16 protein-coding genes are annotated in these 19,014 nt (G+C 52.5%); 6 read left to right on the forward strand and 10 right to left on the reverse strand.

The features are described from left to right. Positions 1–71: 71 nt before the first annotated feature. Together rnpA and rpmH are read right to left on the reverse strand one after the other, a co-directional pair. Positions 72–467 (reverse strand): ribonuclease P protein component, encoded by a 396-nt coding sequence (gene rnpA, locus BMX75_RS02640; protein ID WP_092825004.1) that lies wholly within the window; start codon positions 465–467, stop codon positions 72–74. A 13-nt stretch (positions 468–480) separates the two neighbouring features. Further along, on the reverse strand, positions 481–615 hold the full coding sequence (gene rpmH, locus BMX75_RS02645; RefSeq protein ID WP_066315595.1) for a 50S ribosomal protein L34: 135 nt from the start codon (positions 613–615) through the stop codon (positions 481–483). A 532-nt stretch (positions 616–1,147) separates the two neighbouring features. Here rpmH and dnaA point away from each other — a divergent pair. From dnaA to gyrB, 4 genes are all read left to right on the forward strand, one after another. Then, complete coding sequence (dnaA, locus tag BMX75_RS02650) at positions 1,148–2,623, forward strand: chromosomal replication initiator protein DnaA (RefSeq protein ID WP_066315837.1); 1,476 nt, start codon at positions 1,148–1,150, stop codon at positions 2,621–2,623. Positions 2,624–2,677: 54 nt separating this feature from the next. Beyond that, the gene (gene dnaN / locus BMX75_RS02655) at positions 2,678–3,781 is read left to right on the forward strand and encodes a DNA polymerase III subunit beta (RefSeq protein WP_066315588.1); all 1,104 of its coding nucleotides are present in this window, start codon (positions 2,678–2,680) and stop codon (positions 3,779–3,781) included. A gap of 87 nt (positions 3,782–3,868) precedes the next feature. After that, positions 3,869–4,972 carry a DNA replication/repair protein RecF gene (recF, locus tag BMX75_RS02660; protein ID WP_092825006.1) on the forward strand — a complete coding sequence of 368 codons (1,104 nt, stop codon included), beginning with the start codon at positions 3,869–3,871 and terminating at the stop codon, positions 4,970–4,972. A gap of 39 nt (positions 4,973–5,011) precedes the next feature. After that, entirely contained in the window at positions 5,012–7,432 is a 2,421-nt protein-coding gene (gyrB, locus tag BMX75_RS02665) for a DNA topoisomerase (ATP-hydrolyzing) subunit B (RefSeq protein ID WP_092825008.1), read from the forward strand. A gap of 87 nt (positions 7,433–7,519) precedes the next feature. Here gyrB and gmhB read toward each other — a convergent pair whose 3' ends face one another. The 4 genes from gmhB to glyQ form a co-directional block, all read right to left on the reverse strand. Next, the gene (gmhB, locus tag BMX75_RS02670; RefSeq protein ID WP_092825010.1) at positions 7,520–8,104 is read right to left on the reverse strand and encodes a D-glycero-beta-D-manno-heptose 1,7-bisphosphate 7-phosphatase; all 585 of its coding nucleotides are present in this window, start codon (positions 8,102–8,104) and stop codon (positions 7,520–7,522) included. An 8-nt stretch (positions 8,105–8,112) separates the two neighbouring features. Beyond that, the gene (locus BMX75_RS02675) at positions 8,113–8,910 is read right to left on the reverse strand and encodes a BUD32 family EKC/KEOPS complex subunit (protein WP_092825012.1); all 798 of its coding nucleotides are present in this window, start codon (positions 8,908–8,910) and stop codon (positions 8,113–8,115) included. Positions 8,911–9,131: 221 nt separating this feature from the next. Beyond that, the gene (gene glyS / locus BMX75_RS02680) at positions 9,132–11,198 is read right to left on the reverse strand and encodes a glycine--tRNA ligase subunit beta (RefSeq protein WP_092825014.1); all 2,067 of its coding nucleotides are present in this window, start codon (positions 11,196–11,198) and stop codon (positions 9,132–9,134) included. Continuing rightward, entirely contained in the window at positions 11,198–12,157 is a 960-nt protein-coding gene (glyQ, locus tag BMX75_RS02685) for a glycine--tRNA ligase subunit alpha (protein ID WP_066315572.1), read from the reverse strand. The genes glyS and glyQ overlap by 1 nt, the downstream gene beginning before the upstream one ends. A gap of 110 nt (positions 12,158–12,267) precedes the next feature. Here glyQ and rfaD point away from each other — a divergent pair, with 110 nt between their 5' ends. Together rfaD and waaF are read left to right on the forward strand one after the other, a co-directional pair. Further along, positions 12,268–13,224 (forward strand): ADP-glyceromanno-heptose 6-epimerase, encoded by a 957-nt coding sequence (gene rfaD, locus BMX75_RS02690; RefSeq protein ID WP_092825016.1) that lies wholly within the window; start codon positions 12,268–12,270, stop codon positions 13,222–13,224. Continuing rightward, on the forward strand, positions 13,217–14,260 hold the full coding sequence (waaF, locus tag BMX75_RS02695) for a lipopolysaccharide heptosyltransferase II (RefSeq protein ID WP_092825018.1): 1,044 nt from the start codon (positions 13,217–13,219) through the stop codon (positions 14,258–14,260). Before rfaD ends, waaF begins: the two co-directional genes overlap by 8 nt. Here the strand turns inward: waaF and BMX75_RS02700 are convergent. From BMX75_RS02700 to BMX75_RS02715, 4 genes are all read right to left on the reverse strand, one after another. Continuing rightward, the gene (locus tag BMX75_RS02700; RefSeq protein ID WP_092825020.1) at positions 14,250–15,902 is read right to left on the reverse strand and encodes a sulfatase-like hydrolase/transferase; all 1,653 of its coding nucleotides are present in this window, start codon (positions 15,900–15,902) and stop codon (positions 14,250–14,252) included. The two genes, waaF and BMX75_RS02700, sit on opposite strands and share 11 nt — an antisense overlap. 195 nt (positions 15,903–16,097) lie before the next feature. Then, the gene (locus tag BMX75_RS02705; protein ID WP_092825022.1) at positions 16,098–16,898 is read right to left on the reverse strand and encodes a glycosyltransferase family 32 protein; all 801 of its coding nucleotides are present in this window, start codon (positions 16,896–16,898) and stop codon (positions 16,098–16,100) included. 270 nt (positions 16,899–17,168) lie between these two features. Beyond that, the gene (locus BMX75_RS02710; RefSeq protein WP_092825024.1) at positions 17,169–17,927 is read right to left on the reverse strand and encodes a glycosyltransferase family 2 protein; all 759 of its coding nucleotides are present in this window, start codon (positions 17,925–17,927) and stop codon (positions 17,169–17,171) included. Between the two features lie 8 nt (positions 17,928–17,935). After that, entirely contained in the window at positions 17,936–18,973 is a 1,038-nt protein-coding gene (locus tag BMX75_RS02715; RefSeq protein WP_092825026.1) for a glycosyltransferase family 9 protein, read from the reverse strand. Positions 18,974–19,014: the final 41 nt, after the last annotated feature.

Raw genomic sequence — 19,014 nt, forward strand, 5'->3', positions numbered from 1 at the left:
ATCAATTGCTCGACCCATGACACACGAAAGCCTGCCAGGCGGCAGGCCGAGGTCGAGCGCTGAGGTGCCCATCAAGTAGTCTGCTTTGAGCTTGCAGGTAGCGCGTTGGCTGCCTGGCTGTCGCGCCGAAGCCGTTTCCACATGCCATGGAGCTGACGATATAAAACGTCATTGTCCATGTCCTGAACGCCACGCCGAGCAAGTACCACAATATCCACTGCAGGAAGCTGGTCTTGACGTAGCCGAACCGACTCTCGAACGAGTCTTTTGAAACGATTTCGATCAACGGCGAGCTTCACATTTTTTTTGCTGACCACCAGGCCAAGGCGGGGATGCCCCAGGGTATTCCGGCGTGCTAACGCCATTATCCCTTTGCCATGTACCTTGAGGTCTGCTTGCTCAAAAACGTAGCGGTAGTCCCCGGCGTTAAGTAACCGACAACACCGGGGAAACTCTTGATGTGGCACACGCAATCCGAGATCAGGCGCTCAGACGCTTACGGCCTTTGGCGCGGCGACGCGAAATGATAGCGCGGCCGTTTTTGGTTGCCATACGAGCACGGAAGCCATGCGCGCGCTTGCGCTTGAGAACGCTAGGTTGAAAAGTGCGTTTCATAACTCGTTATTCCCACGTGGTTAGGACGGAAAATAAATTCCAAAAGACCCGGTCCAGTGAGGAACTAGCCGGGAGATTCAATTCAAGACCGGAAATTGTAGAGGCTTCCCAGGTTGCGTGCAATTTTTTCCTTGTAAAAAATGCGTTCTGTGCAAGCAGGTGTCTCTCTCGAGCCACATCATGCGCCTGCCGGGAAACATATCAGTCTCCTACAATGGGTTTTCTGCTGCCTTGTGGCTAATAGTGGGGATACATTTTGTTAACAACCTTATTTTTTTGTTTAAAATCAAGCATATAAAAGCTATTTGAGGTTGTGTATAAGTTGCGGAAAAGGCGATGATAAGTCGTTGATTAGCTGTGAATTAATGACCGGAAATAATGAGCGCTAGCGGTTGTTCAGCTCTTGGACGGAGGGTCACTTTTTATCCTTCTGAAAGTTTTCCACAGCTTATTAAAACAGCCTGCTCCTGTGTGGATAACCACGCCGTTGGACGCTACAATGGTCGGCCTTTTTCAACTGATGGTGAGATGTGTGTCACTCGCGCTTTGGCAACAGTGCTTGGATTACCTGCAGGACGAGCTGAGTTCGCAGCAGTTCAACACGTGGATACGTCCACTGCAGGCTGAAGATAGTGAGGCTAATGAGCTGCGCTTGTTGGCACCTAATCGCTTTGTGCGCGATTGGGTGAGTGATAAGTACGCCAAGCGGATTAACGAGCTGATGCGCGAGCTCGCCCCTTCGAAACCTCCCAAGGTTAGCCTCACGGTAGGTAGCCGTCGATCGGCCTCTCCTGCTCCCCAGCCCCGTGATCTGGGTAATCCGGTCTCAGCCTCGCCGGCACCCCCGCGCGCGTCGGCAGCTGTTCATACGCCGCCACGTGGTGATATTGCTGACGAGCGTGAAATCGACCAGCTACGCGAGGAGGGAAGTGGCTCAGACCGACGGACGAACGAGCGCCAGGTTCAGGTCGAGGGTGGTCTCAAGCATACCAGCGGGCTAAACCCTAATTTTACGTTTGACACCTTTGTTGAAGGTAAATCCAACCAGCTTGCGCGTGCGGCTTCCCGCCAGGTTTCCGAAAACCCCGGGGGGGCCTATAACCCGCTATTCCTGTATGGCGGCGTCGGGCTGGGTAAAACCCACTTGATGCATGCGGTGGGTAATGGTCTGGCGTTGCGCCGTGAAAATGCCCGTGTGGTTTATCTCCACTCAGAGCGTTTCGTGGCCGATATGGTGAAGGCGCTTCAGCTTAATGCCATCAATGACTTTAAGCGCTTTTACCGTAGTGTCGATGCGTTACTTATTGATGATATTCAATTTTTTGCTGGAAAAGAGCGCTCTCAGGAAGAGTTCTTCCATACGTTTAATGCGTTATTGGAAGGCGGTCAGCAAATGATTCTGACGTCGGATCGCTACCCTAAGGAAATCAGTGGGGTTGAAGAGCGTCTGAAATCCCGCTTTGGGTGGGGCCTTACGGTTGCCATCGAGCCGCCTGAGCTGGAAACCCGGGTGGCTATCTTGATGAAGAAAGCTGATCAGGCCAAAGTCGACTTGCCCCATGATGCGGCGTTCTTTATCGCCCAGAAGATTCGTTCGAACGTGCGCGAGCTTGAAGGCGCCCTCAAAAAAGTGATTGCTGACTCGCACTTCATGGGCAAGACCATTACCCAGGACTTTATACGCGAGTCGCTTAAAGACCTGCTGGCCCTGCAAGACAAGCAGGTGGGCGTCGACAATATTCAGCGTACGGTAGCGGAATATTACAAAATCAAGGTTGCCGATTTATTATCCAAGCGGCGTTCTCGGTCGGTTGCCCGTCCCCGTCAAGTCGCTATGGCGCTTGCCAAGGAATTGACCAATCACAGTCTGCCTGAGATTGGCGATTCGTTTGGCGGACGTGATCACACGACGGTATTGCATGCCTGCCGCAAGGTGAAAGCGCTGCAGGAAGAAAACGCCGATATTCGCGAAGACTACAAGAACCTGTTACGCCTACTGACCAGTTAATAACCAGGACGGACCTGTTTTAGCAGGTCTTTCAGGATAGACAACGGAGTATTGATGAAATTTTCGATTTCCCGAGAGGCGCTGCTACGTCCGCTTACCTTGGTAGCTGGGGTGGTAGAGCGTCGCCAGACATTGCCAGTTTTATCGAATGTGCTGATCCAGGTGGACGGTGACCAGGTGGCCCTGACGGGCACCGACCTGGAAGTCGAATTGGTCGGTCGCACTGTCGCCAGTCAGGTTGATCAGGAAGGCTCGGCAACCGTGCCGGCGCGCAAGCTGATGGATATCTGCAAGTCGCTGCCTGATCAGTCTGATATCCAGCTAGCGGTTGAAGAGGGGCGCGCTGTCCTGCGTAGCGGGCGGTCTCGCTTCACGCTGTCAACGCTTCCCGCCGCTGAGTTTCCATCTATTGAAGATGCGGAAGGCAGCCAGGAATTGAGTGTCCCGCGGGGTACGCTGAAACACCTTATTGAAGCGACATCCTTTGCCATGGCGCAGCAGGACGTCCGCTATTATCTGAACGGCATGTTGCTTGAGATTCAGAGTAATCTGCTGCGCACCGTGGCCACCGATGGGCATCGCCTGGCAATGTGTTCGCGCCCGGTGGACGTGACGGTTGATCAGTCACAGAAGCTTATTGTGCCTCGTAAAGGGATTCTCGAACTGTCGCGGTTACTTGACGATAGCGATGAGCCGGTGAGCCTGACGCTAGGGTCGACCCACGTGAGGGCTCATACAGGCGATTTTACGTTCACGTCCAAACTGATTGATGGAAAATTCCCCGATTATGAGCGCGTGGTGCCGCGCAACGGCGACAAGGTGTTGATTGCTGAGCGCGCTGAACTCCGCCAGGTGCTCTCTCGCACCGCTATCCTGTCCAATGAGAAGTACCGTGGTGTGCGCCTTTATCTTGAAGAAAATAATCTCAAGGTAATGGCCAATAACCCTGAGCAGGAAGAAGCGGAAGAGAATATTGCTGTCGAATATACGGGTTCGGCCATGGAAGTTGGCTTTAACGTTGGCTACTTGGTCGATGTAATGGGTGTGTTGGATGAGGACCGCGTACAAATCACCCTTGCTGACCCCAATAGCAGTGCGCTTCTGGAAGAGCCTGGTGGCGGTGACGCGCTCTACGTTGTCATGCCCATGCGTCTATAAGTCAGCGACTGGCGATAATCTACCGGGCGACGGCGCATATGAGCGCCGTCGCTACGTTTCGGGGCGCACAAAATAAGTGACGGGTGAATGGGTCTTCTTCAGCTTAATTTCGATGGTCTTCGCAACTTGCAGCCTGTGGACATGGCACCGTCGCCCGGTATCAATGTGATTAATGGCGTCAACGGAAGCGGTAAGACGAGCTTGCTGGAAGGCATTCATATCCTCGGCATGGGCAGATCATTTAGAACGCGCCAGCTTAAACATGCGATTCAGACCGACGCGCCCCACCTAACGCTTTATGGCCGTTTGTCGGGAGACCCTGATGTCGCACTAGGGGTACGCCGTTTACGCGCCTCCAGTGAGCTGGAATTGCGTGTCAAGGGAGATAAGAATGCCCGTCTGGCGGATATGGTTGAGGCCATGCCACTTCAACTCATCAATCCCGATGCCTTTCGTCTACTGGAAGGTTCTCCCTCTGGACGTCGTGAATTTCTGGACTGGGGTGTGTTTCACGTGAAACATGGCTTTCTCGAAATATGGAAGCGAACGCGCCGAGCGTTGAAACATCGGAATGCCTTGTTGAGGCATGGTAGAATGAACCCTCAGGAATTTGCTATCTGGGAGCAAGAGTTTGCTAACTGGGGTGAGCAAATAGATTCACTAAGGCGTGCCTGGTTCGCTGAGTTTCTACCGGTATTTGAAGAAACCCTCGAGCGGATGCTGCCGCTACCCGGCTTAACGCTTCACTATGCGAGAGGCTGGGATAAAAAAAGGTCGCTGGCTGATGTTCTGCAGGCTGGCCGGGCGACCGATCAACAAATGGGCTTTACTCAGCAGGGTCCTCAGCGTGCTGACTTGCGCATCAAGCTTAATAAGCAGCCTGCAATTGAAGTACTTTCACGAGGCCAACAGAAACTGGTTGTCAGTGCGCTCAAGCTAGCGCAGGGTCGGCTTCTGGAAAGAGCGTCACAGCGGCATTGCATCTATTTAATCGACGATTTACCAGCCGAGCTCGACCAACAGCACCGGTTAAGGTTTTGTCAGTTACTTGAAGATATGCAATGCCAAGTATTTATTACCAGCGTCGAACCTGAAGCTTTACGGCACACATGGCAGACTCAAACCCGCGTCAGTATGTTTCACGTGAAACATACTGGTAATGGACTGAGTCAGTTAATGCCTGAAGGGTAGGCGACACGGATTGAGACAGACTTCACGACGGAGTGGTCAATGAGCGAGCAGGCTTACGATTCATCAAGCATCAAGGTGCTCAAGGGGCTGGATGCGGTACGCAAGCGTCCAGGCATGTACATCGGCGATACTGACGACGGCACCGGGCTGCACCACATGGTCTTCGAGTTGGTGGATAACTCCATCGATGAAGCCCTGGCTGGCCACTGCAGCGAAATTCGTGTGGTTATTCACCCTGATGAATCCGTGACGGTCAGCGATAACGGACGTGGTGTGCCCACCGAAATTCACGAAGGTGAGGGCGTATCGGCCGCAGAAGTTATCATGACCGTGCTACACGCGGGCGGTAAGTTTGACGATAATTCGTATAAGGTTTCCGGTGGGCTCCATGGCGTGGGCGTTTCCGTGGTCAACGCCTTGTCCGAAGAGCTTCGGCTAACCATCTGGCGGCAGGGCGATGTTTTTGAGCAGCTTTATCATCACGGTGTTCCTCAGGCACCCCTCGCCGTTGTGGGTACCACCGAAAAGAGTGGCACACGAGTGCATTTCCGGCCTTCGCCGGAGACCTTCACAAGTATCGAGTTCCACTACGATATTCTGGCAAAACGACTAAGAGAATTGTCCTTCCTGAACTCAGGCGTTGCCATCCGCTTGATGGATGAGCGCAGTGGCAAGGAAGAACTATTCCACTACGAAGGTGGTTTGAAAGCCTTTGTCGATCACCTCAACCAGAATAAAGCCGTGCTTAACCCGGTTTTTCACTTCAACGCGGTTCGTGAAGACGGTATCGAAGTGGAAGTGGCGATGCAGTGGAACGATACCTTTACAGAGAGTATCTTCTGCTACACCAACAATATTCCTCAACGCGATGGCGGGGCGCACTTGGCAGGATTTCGCGCCTCGTTGACGCGAACGCTCAATCATTATATCGAGACTGAAGGTCTGCTCAAGAAGGCCAAGGTCAATACCTCGGGTGACGACGCCCGTGAAGGCCTGACCGCCATTATTTCAGTAAAAGTGCCTGACCCGAAGTTCTCTTCACAAACCAAGGACAAGCTGGTTTCTTCGGAAGTGAAAACGGCGGTAGAACAGGAAATGGGCCGTCTGTTTTCTGACTACTTGATCGAGAAACCCAACGAAGCCAAGGCGATCGTCAACAAGATGCTCGACGCAGCGCGGGCGCGTGAAGCGGCTCGTAAGGCGCGGGATATGACGCGCCGCAAAGGGGCGCTGGATATTGCCGGGTTGCCTGGCAAGCTCGCCGACTGTCAGGAAAAAGACCCCAGTCAGTCAGAGCTGTATCTGGTGGAGGGTGATTCAGCAGGCGGTAGCGCCAAGCAGGGTCGCGATCGCCGCACGCAGGCGATTCTGCCACTCAAAGGCAAGATACTGAACGTCGAGAAGGCGCGCTTCGACAAGATGCTCTCGTCAGCTGAAGTTGGCACCCTGATAACCGCGCTGGGCTGCGGTATTGGTCGGGAAGAGTTTAATCCCGACAAGCTGCGTTACCACTCCATCATCATCATGACCGACGCGGATGTCGATGGCTCACACATTCGAACGCTACTGCTGACATTCTTTTTCCGTCAAATGCCCGAGCTGATCGAGCGTGGTCATGTGTTTATCGCCCAGCCGCCGCTTTACAAGATCAAGCGTGGCAAGCAAGAGCTTTACCTCAAGGATGAGCAGGCGATGGTGGATTATCTGACGACCACGGCTCTGGACGGTGCCGGGCTTTATGTCAATGCCGATGCGCCGGGGATTGCCGGGTCGCAGCTTGAATCGCTGGTTAACCAGTACCGCAATGTGATGAAGCGCATTGACCGTCTTGCACGGGTATACCCTATCGAAGTGCTCAAGCAGGCTGTTCACGCCACCGCACTCGAGGGCGAAGCTAGCCTTAAAGATCGCGTTACCATGGAAAACTGGATTGCCGAGTTGCAAAAGGCCATGGATGACATGGTGGCCTACGAAGGCGGTCCGCGTTATCAGTTTTATCTCCATGAAGATACTGAGCGTGATCTTCACCTGCCCGCCGTATCACTCATTGCGCATGGCGTTACGACAGAGTACGTATGGGGTCTGGATTTCTTTGAGAGTGCCGATTACCGAGCCATTGCCGCGCTGGGTGGCACCATCAACGGTCTTCTTGAGGAAGGTGCTTATATCGCTCGTGGCGAGCGCCAGAAGCCGGTTGCCCACTTCTCTGAAGTGCTGGCCTGGTTGATGCAGGAGGGTCAGCGTGGTCTTTCTGTGCAGCGTTACAAGGGCCTTGGTGAGATGAACCCGGAACAACTCTGGGATACCACGATGGACCCCGATAGTCGTCGCATGCTGCGCGTCACTATCGAAGACGCGGTGGCGGCTGACATGATGTTCAATACCCTGATGGGCGATGAAGTTGAGCCGCGGCGTGACTTTATTGAATCCAATGCGCTGACGGCTAATATCGACATCTAGCCTGCTGTTTCACGTGAAACAGTTATTGCTGGCCTGATGAAAAACGCTGCTCCTTGTCGGGAGCAGCGTTTTTTTATGGCCGAGGCATTATTTCTTGTTGGTGCATAGCCAATCAGCAAACTCGGCCAGGTCACGATAGATTATGACCTTCTCCAGGCCTACATTGTTGCTGAGCGTTTTTTCCCCTTTGCCTGTCCTGACCAGTACCGGGCGACTGCCAACCGCTTCACCTGCCTGAAGATCTCTCAGGCTATCACCGACCATCCAGCTACCTTCCAGGCTTTCAAACGCTAGCTTTTTTTGTATCTCGACAAGCAGACCGGGTAGCGGTTTGCGGCAATCGCAATGATCGTCTGGGCCGTGTGGACAGTAGGCGATATGGGCAACTTGGCCGCCTTTGGCAGCTACCAGGCTTTGAAGATGGTCGTGCATGGCTTGCAGCGTCGTTTCATCGTAAAAACCACGGGCAATACCCGATTGGTTAGTGGCAATCGCAACCGTGAAACCCGCGAGGGATAGCTTGGCGATGGCGTCGATAGCGCCGGGTAAGGGCACCCATTCGCTCAATGATTTGATGTAGGCGTCAGAGTCATGGTTGATTACCCCGTCACGGTCTAAAATTACAAGCTTATTAGGGTTCAGCTTGGTTGTGTGCTTATTTGAAAAAGGCATCGAATATTCTACGTCGTTCTTAGTTGTTGATCTAATGTGGACAATGCATCGAGAGTGATGGCGATTTTCCTTCCGTCACTACCAAAATGGTGAAAAGGAACCCGTTCTAATTGCTTTAGGCGTGACAGCGATGCCAGGAAACTTTCTCGTACCTGAGGCTGTGCCTGGTTCAATCCGGCTAATAGGGCTAGTGTCAACTGCTCACAGTGGGTTTCGCGCTTACTCAGCTTGCCGTAAAGAGAGAAAATAAAACAGTACCAATCTCTTACCATGCAGTTAATTGGCGTATGGTAGCTACCCGGGTCTGTTTCAAAGTCGATAAACACAATACTTTCTTGGGCCACTATGATGTTGCGAGCAAAGGCTTCACTTAAATAACACTGCCGAGCATGAACATCGTTTAGTGCCTGGACACCCATCGTCAAGTAGTGGCTGATTTCTTCAGCCTGTTGCGTCGACAGTAACTGATCGAGCAACGTCTTCGAAGACGACTCTGTATTTCCTACATCTGCAATCAATATCGCATCAGACGACTCTGCCAATATTTCGGGGACTGCAACACCGGCTTTAGAAAGTGCTTTTATACGTTTTGATTCATTGGTAATGCTTTGGCGTCCGCCTAAATTCGGTACAGGTTTAAGTGCTTCGACGCGTAGCAACTTTGCAAACAAATTCAGTGGAAGGTAGGCAAGGCGCGAATTACGTTTGCTGGCTTTTTTTAACCAGACCTTTTTTTCATCAAGGGTATACGAAGCTATGCTGGCTTGCTGATGAGGATAGGTTTCAAAAAGAAAAGAATCGTACATGGTGCATGTCCTTTGCAAAACGATGGTGCAGAGTTGGTACCGATGAGCGGTATTCGCTATCAAAATTAGCTAATCTTATCTTGATGTTTCACGTGAAACAAAAATCAGCGCCAACAAATTACAAACCAGAGTAGGTATATAGGAAGAGGTTCTATATAAAAAGCCCGGCATTTCTTAGCCGGGCCCTGCGCGAAACACTATTCGTCTGATGCTGAGAGCGACTACTGAGGTAGCAGGGAAATATCTGCTACTTCGAGGAAAAGTGCCTGAAGACTGGCAAGCAGCGCAAGACGATTACGGCGAGTTGACTCTTCATCGGCCATCACCATCACCTGATCAAAGAAATTATCCACCGGCTCACGCAACGTGGCCAACGCATCAAGCGCCTGCTGGTAATCACCAGCGGCAAACAGCGGCGTGACCTGCTGCTGGCTGCTGGCGACCGCCTTGAACAGCGCTTGTTCCGCCGGCTCATGCAGCAGGCTTTGATCGACCTGGGTACTACCATCATGTTCCTGCTTGCTGAGAATATTGGAAACACGCTTATTGGCAGCGGCCAGGGCAGCAGCTTCCTCGCGTTGGGCGAAGGCTTTAACGGCACGCAGGCGGCGAGCGAAGTCGAGTGGCTTGGTCACCGGGCGGGCGCGAACAGCCAGATACATTTCGGCGCTGATGCCCTCTTCCTGGCCCCAGGCGCGGAAACGATCCAGCATGTAGGTCAGGACATCATCGACTAACCCTTCTGCCTTGGGGAGGTCCTGGTACTGTTCAGCGGCCACGCCAAGCAACTCCCGAAGATCGAGGTTGAGCTCGCCTTTCACCAGGATGTTCAGGACACCGATAGAGGCGCGACGCAATGCAAAGGGGTCTTTAGCACCCGTCGGGCGCTGACCAATACCAAAAATCCCGACCAGGGTGTCGAGACGATCAGCCAGGGCAAGCGCCTTACCAGTCGCACTGTGGGGAATGGCATCGGTCGCAAAGCGGGGCAGGTACTGTTCTTCCAGGGCCTGGGCGACGTCGGCAGGTTCGCCATCCTGCTCGGCATAGTAACGCCCCATGATGCCCTGGAGCTCAGGGAATTCCAGTACCATTTCGGTGACAAGATCACACTTGGCAAGCGCAACGGCGCGTTGGGCATGGGTGACGTCACCGCCAATCGTTTCGGCGATATAGCTGCCGATGGCGCTGCTGCGGCGTGCCTTGTCGGCCAGGGTGCCCAGCTGCTGCTGGAAGACCACGCTTTCCAACTGGGGGATGCGCGAAGCCAGAGTACGCTTACGGTCGGTGTCGTAGAAAAAGGCCGCATCGGCCAGGCGCGGGCGAATGACCTTTTCATTACCTGAAATCACCTGCTGAGGATCAGCGCTGTCGATGTTGGAGATGGTAATGAAAAGTGGCTTGAGCTTGCCCTGATCATCCAGAAGATGGAAGTACTTCTGGTTGGCCTTCATGGAGGAGACCAGACATTCGGCGGGCACCTCCAGGAAGCGTTCGTCAAAGCTGCCGGTCAGTGCCACGGGCCACTCAACCAGACCGCTGACTTCGACCAACAGGTCTTCGTCGATCACTGCCTGGGCTTCCTGTACTTCCGCCTCTGCCAGCACCTGCTCGCGGATGCGTTCCCGGCGTTGTTGACGGTCGGCGAGCACAAAGGCGTTTTCCAGTGCACCAAGGTAAGCATCGGCATGCTCGAGCTGGATAGCATCCGGTGCGTGGAAGCGATGACCATAGGTAGTGCGGCTGGCTTGCAAGCCCAGTGCCTCGGCGGCGATGACATCGCTGCCGTAAAGGGCCACAAGCCAATGAACCGGACGTGAGAACTCAATCCGCGAGGTGCCCCAGCGCATGTTCTTGGGCACCGGCAGCGCACTGATCGCCTTGCGCAGAATATCGGGCAGTAGCGCCTGCACGCTTTCACCCGGCTGGTGTTCGCGAAAGCCAAGCCAGGTGCCCTTGTCGGTTTCCAGGTGAATCAGCTCATCAACGCTGACACCGCAGGAGCGTGCAAAGCCTTCTGCCGCCTTGGTGGGCGCACCTTCCTTGAAGGCGGCTGCCAGGGCGGGGCCACGGCGCTCGACTTCACGGTCAGGCTGCTTGTCGGCGAGGTTTTTGACCTGTACCGCCAGACGGCGGGGGGTCGCATACGCCGTAACACCCTCAAAGGGAATATCGGCTTCCTGCAGGCCTTTTTCTACCCCAGCCGCGAAGGCATCTGAAAGCGCATCCAGGGCGGTCGGCGGAAGCTCTTCAGTGCCCAGTTCCAGTAGAAGCGTGTCAACAGCCATTATGCGTCTCCCTGATCGGCGAGTAGTTCGTTGCGCAGTGATTCCGGGGCCATGGGGAAACCTTCCGCCTTGCGCGACTCAAAATAGGCAGTGGCGACGTCCCGTGCCATCGTCCGAACGCGTAGAATGAAGCGTTGGCGCTCGGTGACCGAAATGGCGTGACGCGCGTCTAACAAGTTGAACGTATGCGACGCCTTCAGCACCTGTTCATAAGCGGGCAGAGGGAGCCTGGCTGCCAGTAGTTTGCTGCACTCTTTTTCCTGGTGGTCAAAGTTAGCAAACAACTGGTCAACGTCAGCGTGTTCGAAGTTATAGGCGGATTGCTCGCGTTCATTCTGCAGGTAAACGTCGCCGTAGCTGACTTCGCTGCCGTCAGGGGCAATGGCCCAAACCAGGTCATAGACGCTGTCGACGTTTTGCAGGTACATGGCGATGCGCTCAAGCCCGTAGGTCAACTCGCCGGTGACCGGGTAACATTCAATACCGCCGGCCTGCTGGAAATAGGTAAACTGGGTAACTTCCATGCCATTCAGCCATACCTCCCAGCCTAGACCCCAGGCGCCGAGGGTGGGGGATTCCCAGTTGTCCTCAACGAAGCGCACGTCATGGATCAGCGGATCCAGCCCGAGGCGTTTCAATGAGCCAAGGTACAGATCCTGGAGGTTGCTGGGCGATGGTTTCATGACCACCTGAAATTGGTAGTAATGCTGCAGGCGGTTGGGGTTTTCGCCGTAGCGGCCATCTGTAGGGCGGCGAGACGGCTGGACATAGGCAGCATTCCAGGTCTCAGGCCCAATGGCGCGCAGGAAGGTGGCGGGGTGAAAAGTGCCTGCACCCACCTCCATATCGAGCGGCTGGAGAATGACACAGCCTTGTTCTGCCCAATACTGTTGCAGCGCAAGGATCAAGCCTTGAAAGGTCGACACATCAGGTGTCGATTGGTTTGTCGAGACACTCATCGCGGAAAGCACCGTTGGCCATGAATTCATAAGCCGTCAAGTATACAATCCCAAGCAGATAGGTTATAGGCGCGTAAGCCAACAGAGCCGCTTTTGGTAAGGAGAATGAAATGATTGTCGTAACAGGCGGTGCCGGTTTTATCGGGGCCAACTTGGTCAAAGCACTGAACGCCCGCGGTCGAAACGATGTGATGGTTGTTGATGATCTGCGTGACGGTACCAAATTTGTCAATTTGGCTGACTGCACGCTGGCGGATTATCTCGATAAGGACGATTTCCTCGCCAGGGTAAAAGCAGCGTTGCGGGGCGAGAATGTCGATCTACCCAAGATCGATGCTATTTTCCACGAGGGCGCCTGCTCCGATACGACGGAGTGGGACGGTCACTACATGATGGAAAATAACTTCGAGTACTCCAAAGTGCTGCTGAATTACTGCGAGCAGCAGGGAATCCCTTTCTTGTATGCCTCTTCAGCCGCCACCTATGGCGGCAGCGAGGTATTCAAAGAGGTGCCCGAGTGTGAAAAACCGCTTAACGTCTATGGTTACTCCAAACTGCTGTTTGACCAACACGTGCGTACTCGCTGGGATAAGCTGACGACGCAGGTTGTGGGGTTTCGCTACTTCAATGTATACGGCCCCAGAGAGCAGCATAAAGGCAAGATGGCCAGTGTGGCCTATCATCACCATCTGCAAATCCGCAATGGTGAAACCCTGAAACTGTTTGGTGCCTATGATGGCTATGAGGCGGGGATGCAAAGCCGCGACTTTGTGTACGTGGGCGATGTAGTGGATGTGAATTTGTGGTTCCTGGATAACCCAGGTGCCTCGGGTATTTTCAACCTGGGTACTGGCCGCGCGGAGCCGTTTAAGGCGATTGGTGAATCGGTCATCGATTTCTACGCCAAAGGACAAATCGATTACATCGATTTCCCCGAAGAGCTGAAAGGGCGTTACCAAAGCTATACCCGCGCCGATATAAGCAATTTGCGGGAAGCCGGTTGTGACATCGAGTTCAAAACGGTTGCTCAGGGGGTCAAGGCCTATCTGGAGTGGCTAAATGGCTAATTCCGCGATGCGGCTGCTGGTCATCGGGCCTTCCTGGGTGGGCGATATGGTGATGGCCCAGAGCCTGTTCATGACCCTAAAAGCACGTTATCCCAATGCCACCATTGGCGTGGTCGCACCGGCATGGTCACAGCCCATTCTGGAGCGAATGCCTGAAGTGGATGAGGTGCTGCCCCTCGCGGTAGGCCACGGCGAATTTGGTCTTGCCAGTCGCCGCGAACTTGCCAATCGTCTGAAAGGGCGTTTTGATCGGGCGATTGTGCTGCCCCGGTCCTGGAAAGCTGCATTGGTGCCCTTTATGGCACGTATTCCCGAGCGTATCGGCTTTCTTGGAGAGCATCGCTATGGTCTCTTGAAAGAGCGCCGCAAGCTGGATAAGCAAGTACTGGATCAAACCGTGAAGCGGTTTGTCTCGTTAGGCTTGCCGCTTGATGAGGCAACCACGGGGGATTTTGCGATCCCCAAGCCGCGCCTGACCATTGACCGGGACAATCTGGTCAATTTGCGCCTGGCCAATATGCTTTCATCCCGCCCGGCGATAGGCATGATGCCGGGGGCTGAATATGGACCGGCGAAACAGTGGCCACTCGACTATTTTCGTCAATTAGCCCAAAAGCTCATTGCCGATGGCTATGAGATACGTGTGTTTGGCGGCCCCAAAGACCATGAGGGCGCTGGCACCATTGTGAAGGGGCTCCCTCAGGCCCACAATCTATGTGGTAAAACGGCTCTGGCGGACGCGGTGGATCTGCTGGCCGACTGTCGCCAGGTCGTGACCAATGATTCGGGTCTTATGCACGTGGCGGCCGCGGTGGGTGTACGGATACATGCGCTTTATGGTTCTTCTTCGCCGGATTACACACCACCGCTTACCGACAATGCGGTGATTCATTATCTTGGCCTTTCCTGCTCACCGTGTTTTGAGCGTACCTGCCCACTGGGCCATACTAACTGCTTGAATAAGTTACACGTAGCATCTGTCTACCAGGCCATTTTGGCCGACCGGCAGCGTGAAAAAGTGATCGTCAACGCATGATATCGACTTCATCGGTTCGGTCGGCCGGCGTTTCAATCACCTGCTCCTGTGAGGAGGGGCTGGGTTCCTGACGCTGGGGTGCCAATCCCTCCCACAGACGGTGCTGCAGGGCGGTTTCCTCTCGTAAGTGCTCGTTCAAGGTGTCCAGGCCGTGACGTTCCACCAGGGTTTCCTGATCGCTCAGCAGCGAGACGCCCAGTCCCGCACGGTGTCCATCCAATGTGAAATCGAGAGCTTCAAGAATTGTGGGGAAGGCATCCAGCATTGTGGCATCTCGTTGAATTCGCTGGGGAGGCAGATGATCACCCAGTAGAATAAAGGTGTTTTCACGGTCCATCGTGGTCAGCTCGTCCCATACCGATACGCGCATGGTGAGGTGATCACTCATGATCGCCACGACGGTGTCATCCAGTAACCCTTCATTGTCCAGGCGATCAACCAGGTCGCGTGCCAGCCAGGCCGAACACTCAACTGAATAAAGGATGTCTTGCTCATCAAAAGGTCCTTGGCGTTCAATACAGCGCTGTGCGGGAAAACCGTTGGGTGCATGGCCTGCAATACTCAGCGTTACAACTCCCCAGGGGCCGCTGTCCGCCTCGTCAAGACGGCGAATTTCATCAACTGTCATGTCATAAAGGCTGTCATCGTAGATTCCCCAGCTGTTGACGTAGTCCGGATCATCGAGCCGACGAACGAGTTCTTCTTTACCTTTGACGTTATGAAACTGATGTCCGCGGTAGAACAATCCCTTACCGGCAAACTCCGTGCTCGCTCCACCCAGGTAGCTGAGTCGGTATCCTTGGGCGGCTAGGATATCGCCCAGGCAGTCAATCCCTGGCACAACACTCCGCAATGGCTCGAACTGGCTGTCGTGGAGCAGCCCCGCTGGCATCAGAGGAACACCGCATTGACTGGCGATCATACCGGCCATTGTCCAGCCGGTATTATCCATCTGCTGGACACCTTCAAAGACAACGCCCCGTTCACCCAGGCGGTTGAGGTCCTCGTAAGCATCGCCAAACTGGTTGGCATCATAAGTGCGTTCGATGCTTTCCAAATAAAGCACAAGTAAGTTAGGGGCTTCTTCCTGTGTCGATGTTGGCGGCGATACATAGCGATGATCCAGCCAGTCAGCCTCGTCGGCCACTACGGCCGCGCTGCGCTGGCCCAGGCCGAAAAGTAAAGGATTACTGGCAAGCAAACCAATTGCCAGGAAGCGCTCCATCAAACGCCAGCGTTGATCGTGGCGCGACAACCAGGTGACAGAAGCCAAGACGGCAAGCATGCACAATGTGTAAACAACCGCGGTAACCATCTTGCCTGCACCGCCATGCTCCGCCATGCCGGCCTGGAGATGGAAAAAAACAGCCCCCAAGTCGACATTACCGAAGCTGTCTGCCAGGTAGACATAAACGCCCCATAGGCTTAACGGCGCAAGTGACCACGGCCATACTTTGCGGTAACGGGCATTGAGAGGCCGCCCCCAGCGTAACTTTATGCCGATACCTACCCAGGCAATGGCAATCAGGAATAGCGTCCACCAGGGCAGGCGGGTCAGCACGGTGATCGCATAGCCAAGGGCGAGGCCGATCAGGCTAAGCGCGAAACGAGCGTATAGGTGCCTGTATATAAGCTTGGACATAGGATCCTATGCGGGTAGGGGATACAAGTCGTAAAGTTCGATTTTGATGCTCAATACTTATATAGCGCAAGTGTACAGTGCCTTTTTTAATTCTCAGTGGTGAGCAGGCAGCTACGATCAGTCTGAGAAGCTTATTTTCAGCATCAGTACTTCAGTAGCGTCGTATAAATGTAAAGACAACCAATGTGAAGCACTTCATGACTCTGGGGGATCCTCCTTTTTTGGGCGTATGACCGAAGTGTGGCACTGTTCTTTATTCCATTTTCCCTGGGGTTTGTCGATGTACTGAAAGTGCTCATTAGTGAAGCTGCCCTGGTTAACTGCATGGCGATAGGAGACTGTTGGAACTTGATTTGGATCAAGAAGCTCGATGAGAACCCCTGGTCCGGTAATATAAAAAACGTTGTGAAGGGAGCCCTCTTTAATGTTAAAGACTACCCGCTCAATTAAGCGTTGTATATTGGGGTTTCCGGGTTTGCTGGCAATGAAATAGTTGCTTAACTCGCCGCGTCGAGTAGTCACATAGAGCTCCTTGTGCTTGCAACCAAGCACACATGCCAGCGGCCAAATCTGGTGTGCATCTATATCCAGGTATACACCGCCAAACTTGTGAAGTATCAAAAGTCTCCACAGATCGGCCTGAGCTGCTCCAATTTGCAGACGTTCATAATGGGGAAGAATTTCCGGGTAGTGTTCGGCAATGAAATCGTGGCGTGCTTCCGTAATCATGAATTGATACTCGAAACTAGGTGCCATTAAACGATTGAATAGGTAGTTCAGATAGACTGGCAAGGTGACCCGGTTAGTGAAGTTAGTCTGCCAGATGATACGTGGTATGCAGCTTGGGGTAGCGCGATTGATAAGTGGTGCCGCATGCTCCGGAAGAGTAAAACGTTTATTAATGAAAACCCAGTGAAATGGATAGCTGAGCATCTTAGTGATATTGGCAGTAAGTTTTATAAAACGGCTAGTGGCGACGATAAGAGTTTTATTCATTAGGTTTAATAGGTTCTGTTTTTAAGCTTAAGTTATGTTGCGTATGTATAAGCAACCCGGTAAGTTTTTGAGTTTAAGTTATTCTACACATTATGGCCTCCATTAAAGTAACACCAGCATAAATTAAAAAAATAGTGATTTTTTCTGGTTAAATAAGCATGTTGCTTTAAAATACGATGATAATCATATCAATGCAGGTAAGGCTGAATATTTAAATAAATATTGGCATGCTATTGTCAGGCTGTATAGCCTGAGTAATGGAGGTCGTGTTCACCTTTCTTCAATATTTTTGCCACGAATCTCGTTAAGTTTTGCATATTTCATATAAGCGTGGAAAGCAGTGGTTACGGCGACTAAAATTCCATCGCTACCCTGAAAGATACCACCTTTAAAAACTAATTTTCGTATCAATGCGTTAATGCCATGAACAATTGGGCTGATAGGAGAAGCTTTTTTACCACTCTGATTCATTGCCCAGGCATCACGAGTTGAAAGTATATTAATGCGATAAATCCAGTCAGACAAATCCTTATAGGTAAAGTGGTTTATGTGTGTTTTGGTGTTGTGAACAACGGGTGACTTGACGGATGAATGGGCTTTTTTGCTGAGGTAGCCAGAAGTTTTCCTGTTATATAATCGCACGACGGTATCGGGGTAAAAACCAGCAGCTTTTATCCAATGATTTCCCACGTGGTTTTTACGGTAAAAGCTGTAAGCTATCTTTGTGTCATTAAGTGTCAATGACTGGATAACTTTGATAGCGTCCTCGTTTAGTCGCTCATCGGCATCTAGAGAAATAATCCAGTCATTCTTAGCATAAGTTACGCCAAAAGATTTTTGAGGACCATCACCTAAATATTCTTGGGTGTAAATTGCCGCACCATGTTTCCTAGCGATATCGACAGTTTTATCAGTGCTTCCTGAGTCGACGACAATAAGTTCATCACATATTTTTTCGAGTGAAAATAAACAATCACTTATGTTGTCCTCTTCATTCAAGGTAATGACAATACCCGTAATTGGCTGCATAATTAGTCCTAATGTTTTGATAAAAAGAGTGATATGTCTTTTGCAGCTGAGTCAATGTCAACGGTCAGCATGTTTTTTTCGGGTGCGCTTGAGAATGAGCTAAAATTTAAACGTTTTTCAGCGGAGTTGCAGGTTTGCCATCGTAACGATGTGGCCGAGCGTTTAGCTGGATAGAAACCAGCAGTCGCAATGTTTAGGCAACCCGCAATATGCAGAGGCCCTGTGGAGCCTGCAATCAACATGTCTGTTCCTGCTAATTGTAGTGCATATGCTTCAACGCTACTTCTGGTGGGAAAGTGGGTAGCCACAACGCCTTTATTAGCGAGCAAACGAATTAGTTCCTGGGCTTGAGGGTGTTCACTGGGACCAGCACTTATCAGCCAGTGGATAGGCTGTATCTTGCTTATATGGTGTATTTGTACCACCAAATCAACATATTGATCCAGCGATAGGTTTACCGCCGATCCCCCGCTACCTGGGTGAACCACAATGAGAAGGCCTTCTTTGGCCTGAACGTTTTCCAGCAGTACCTTACGCTGATATTCACGTTGCCTGGTATCAAGTGGCCAGTAGGGTGGGAGGAGCATAGCGGGTCGGGTTAGCGACAGTTTGTCTATCAGCGCGAGGGCAAGGTCAACATTATACTGGTATTCGGGCTTGGTCGATCGAGAACGGCGCTGTTTTATGCGTAAGTTGTAGAAAATTTGTGCCCATTTTGTGGCAGGCGCTACGCGCAAGCGAATGCCTGCTCGCCAACCCAGCCAGCCTATACGAGGTGTGGAGAACAGCGTTAGCAGCGCATCAAAACGAGCCGCTTTTATCTGCTCTAATAGCACGTGTTGAGCCGATGGCGCCGCCGAGCTACCTGGATCGATGATTACCTCGTCAACCCACGGGCAGGCCTTGGCAAGCGGTGCAGTATAAGAGGGCACTAACACAGTCACATGGGGCGTAGGCGATGCGTTTTTTAAATAGGCAAGCGCTGGCCATGCCAGCATAAAATCGCCAATTTTATCGTTACGGATGACTAGAATTTTCTGCGTCATGGTAGAGGACTCATTAATAATCGCATGTATACTACAGAGTT

The sequence above is a fragment of the Vreelandella subterranea genome (assembly GCF_900111305.1).
In the GTDB taxonomy this organism is placed as follows: Bacteria; Pseudomonadota; Gammaproteobacteria; order Pseudomonadales; family Halomonadaceae; genus Vreelandella; species Vreelandella subterranea.

Excerpts from the sequence above, each read along its gene's own strand:
- glyQ (WP_066315572.1), bottom strand. The coding sequence starts at position 12,157 with ATGAGTGTCTCGACAAACCAATCGACACCTGATGTGTCGACCTTTCAA.
- gyrB (WP_092825008.1), top strand. The coding sequence starts at position 5,012 with ATGAGCGAGCAGGCTTACGATTCATCAAGCATCAAGGTGCTCAAGGGG.
- BMX75_RS02715 (WP_092825026.1), bottom strand. The coding sequence starts at position 18,973 with ATGACGCAGAAAATTCTAGTCATCCGTAACGATAAAATTGGCGATTTT.
- BMX75_RS02700 (WP_092825020.1), bottom strand. The coding sequence starts at position 15,902 with ATGTCCAAGCTTATATACAGGCACCTATACGCTCGTTTCGCGCTTAGC.
- rfaD (WP_092825016.1), top strand. The coding sequence starts at position 12,268 with ATGATTGTCGTAACAGGCGGTGCCGGTTTTATCGGGGCCAACTTGGTC.
- glyS (WP_092825014.1), bottom strand. The coding sequence starts at position 11,198 with ATGGCTGTTGACACGCTTCTACTGGAACTGGGCACTGAAGAGCTTCCG.
- BMX75_RS02710 (WP_092825024.1), bottom strand. The coding sequence starts at position 17,927 with ATGCAGCCAATTACGGGTATTGTCATTACCTTGAATGAAGAGGACAAC.
- waaF (WP_092825018.1), top strand. The coding sequence starts at position 13,217 with ATGGCTAATTCCGCGATGCGGCTGCTGGTCATCGGGCCTTCCTGGGTG.
- dnaN (WP_066315588.1), top strand. The coding sequence starts at position 2,678 with ATGAAATTTTCGATTTCCCGAGAGGCGCTGCTACGTCCGCTTACCTTG.
- rpmH (WP_066315595.1), bottom strand. The coding sequence starts at position 615 with ATGAAACGCACTTTTCAACCTAGCGTTCTCAAGCGCAAGCGCGCGCAT.
- recF (WP_092825006.1), top strand. The coding sequence starts at position 3,869 with ATGGGTCTTCTTCAGCTTAATTTCGATGGTCTTCGCAACTTGCAGCCT.
- BMX75_RS02705 (WP_092825022.1), bottom strand. The coding sequence starts at position 16,898 with ATGAATAAAACTCTTATCGTCGCCACTAGCCGTTTTATAAAACTTACT.
- BMX75_RS02675 (WP_092825012.1), bottom strand. The coding sequence starts at position 8,910 with ATGTACGATTCTTTTCTTTTTGAAACCTATCCTCATCAGCAAGCCAGC.
- gmhB (WP_092825010.1), bottom strand. The coding sequence starts at position 8,104 with ATGCCTTTTTCAAATAAGCACACAACCAAGCTGAACCCTAATAAGCTT.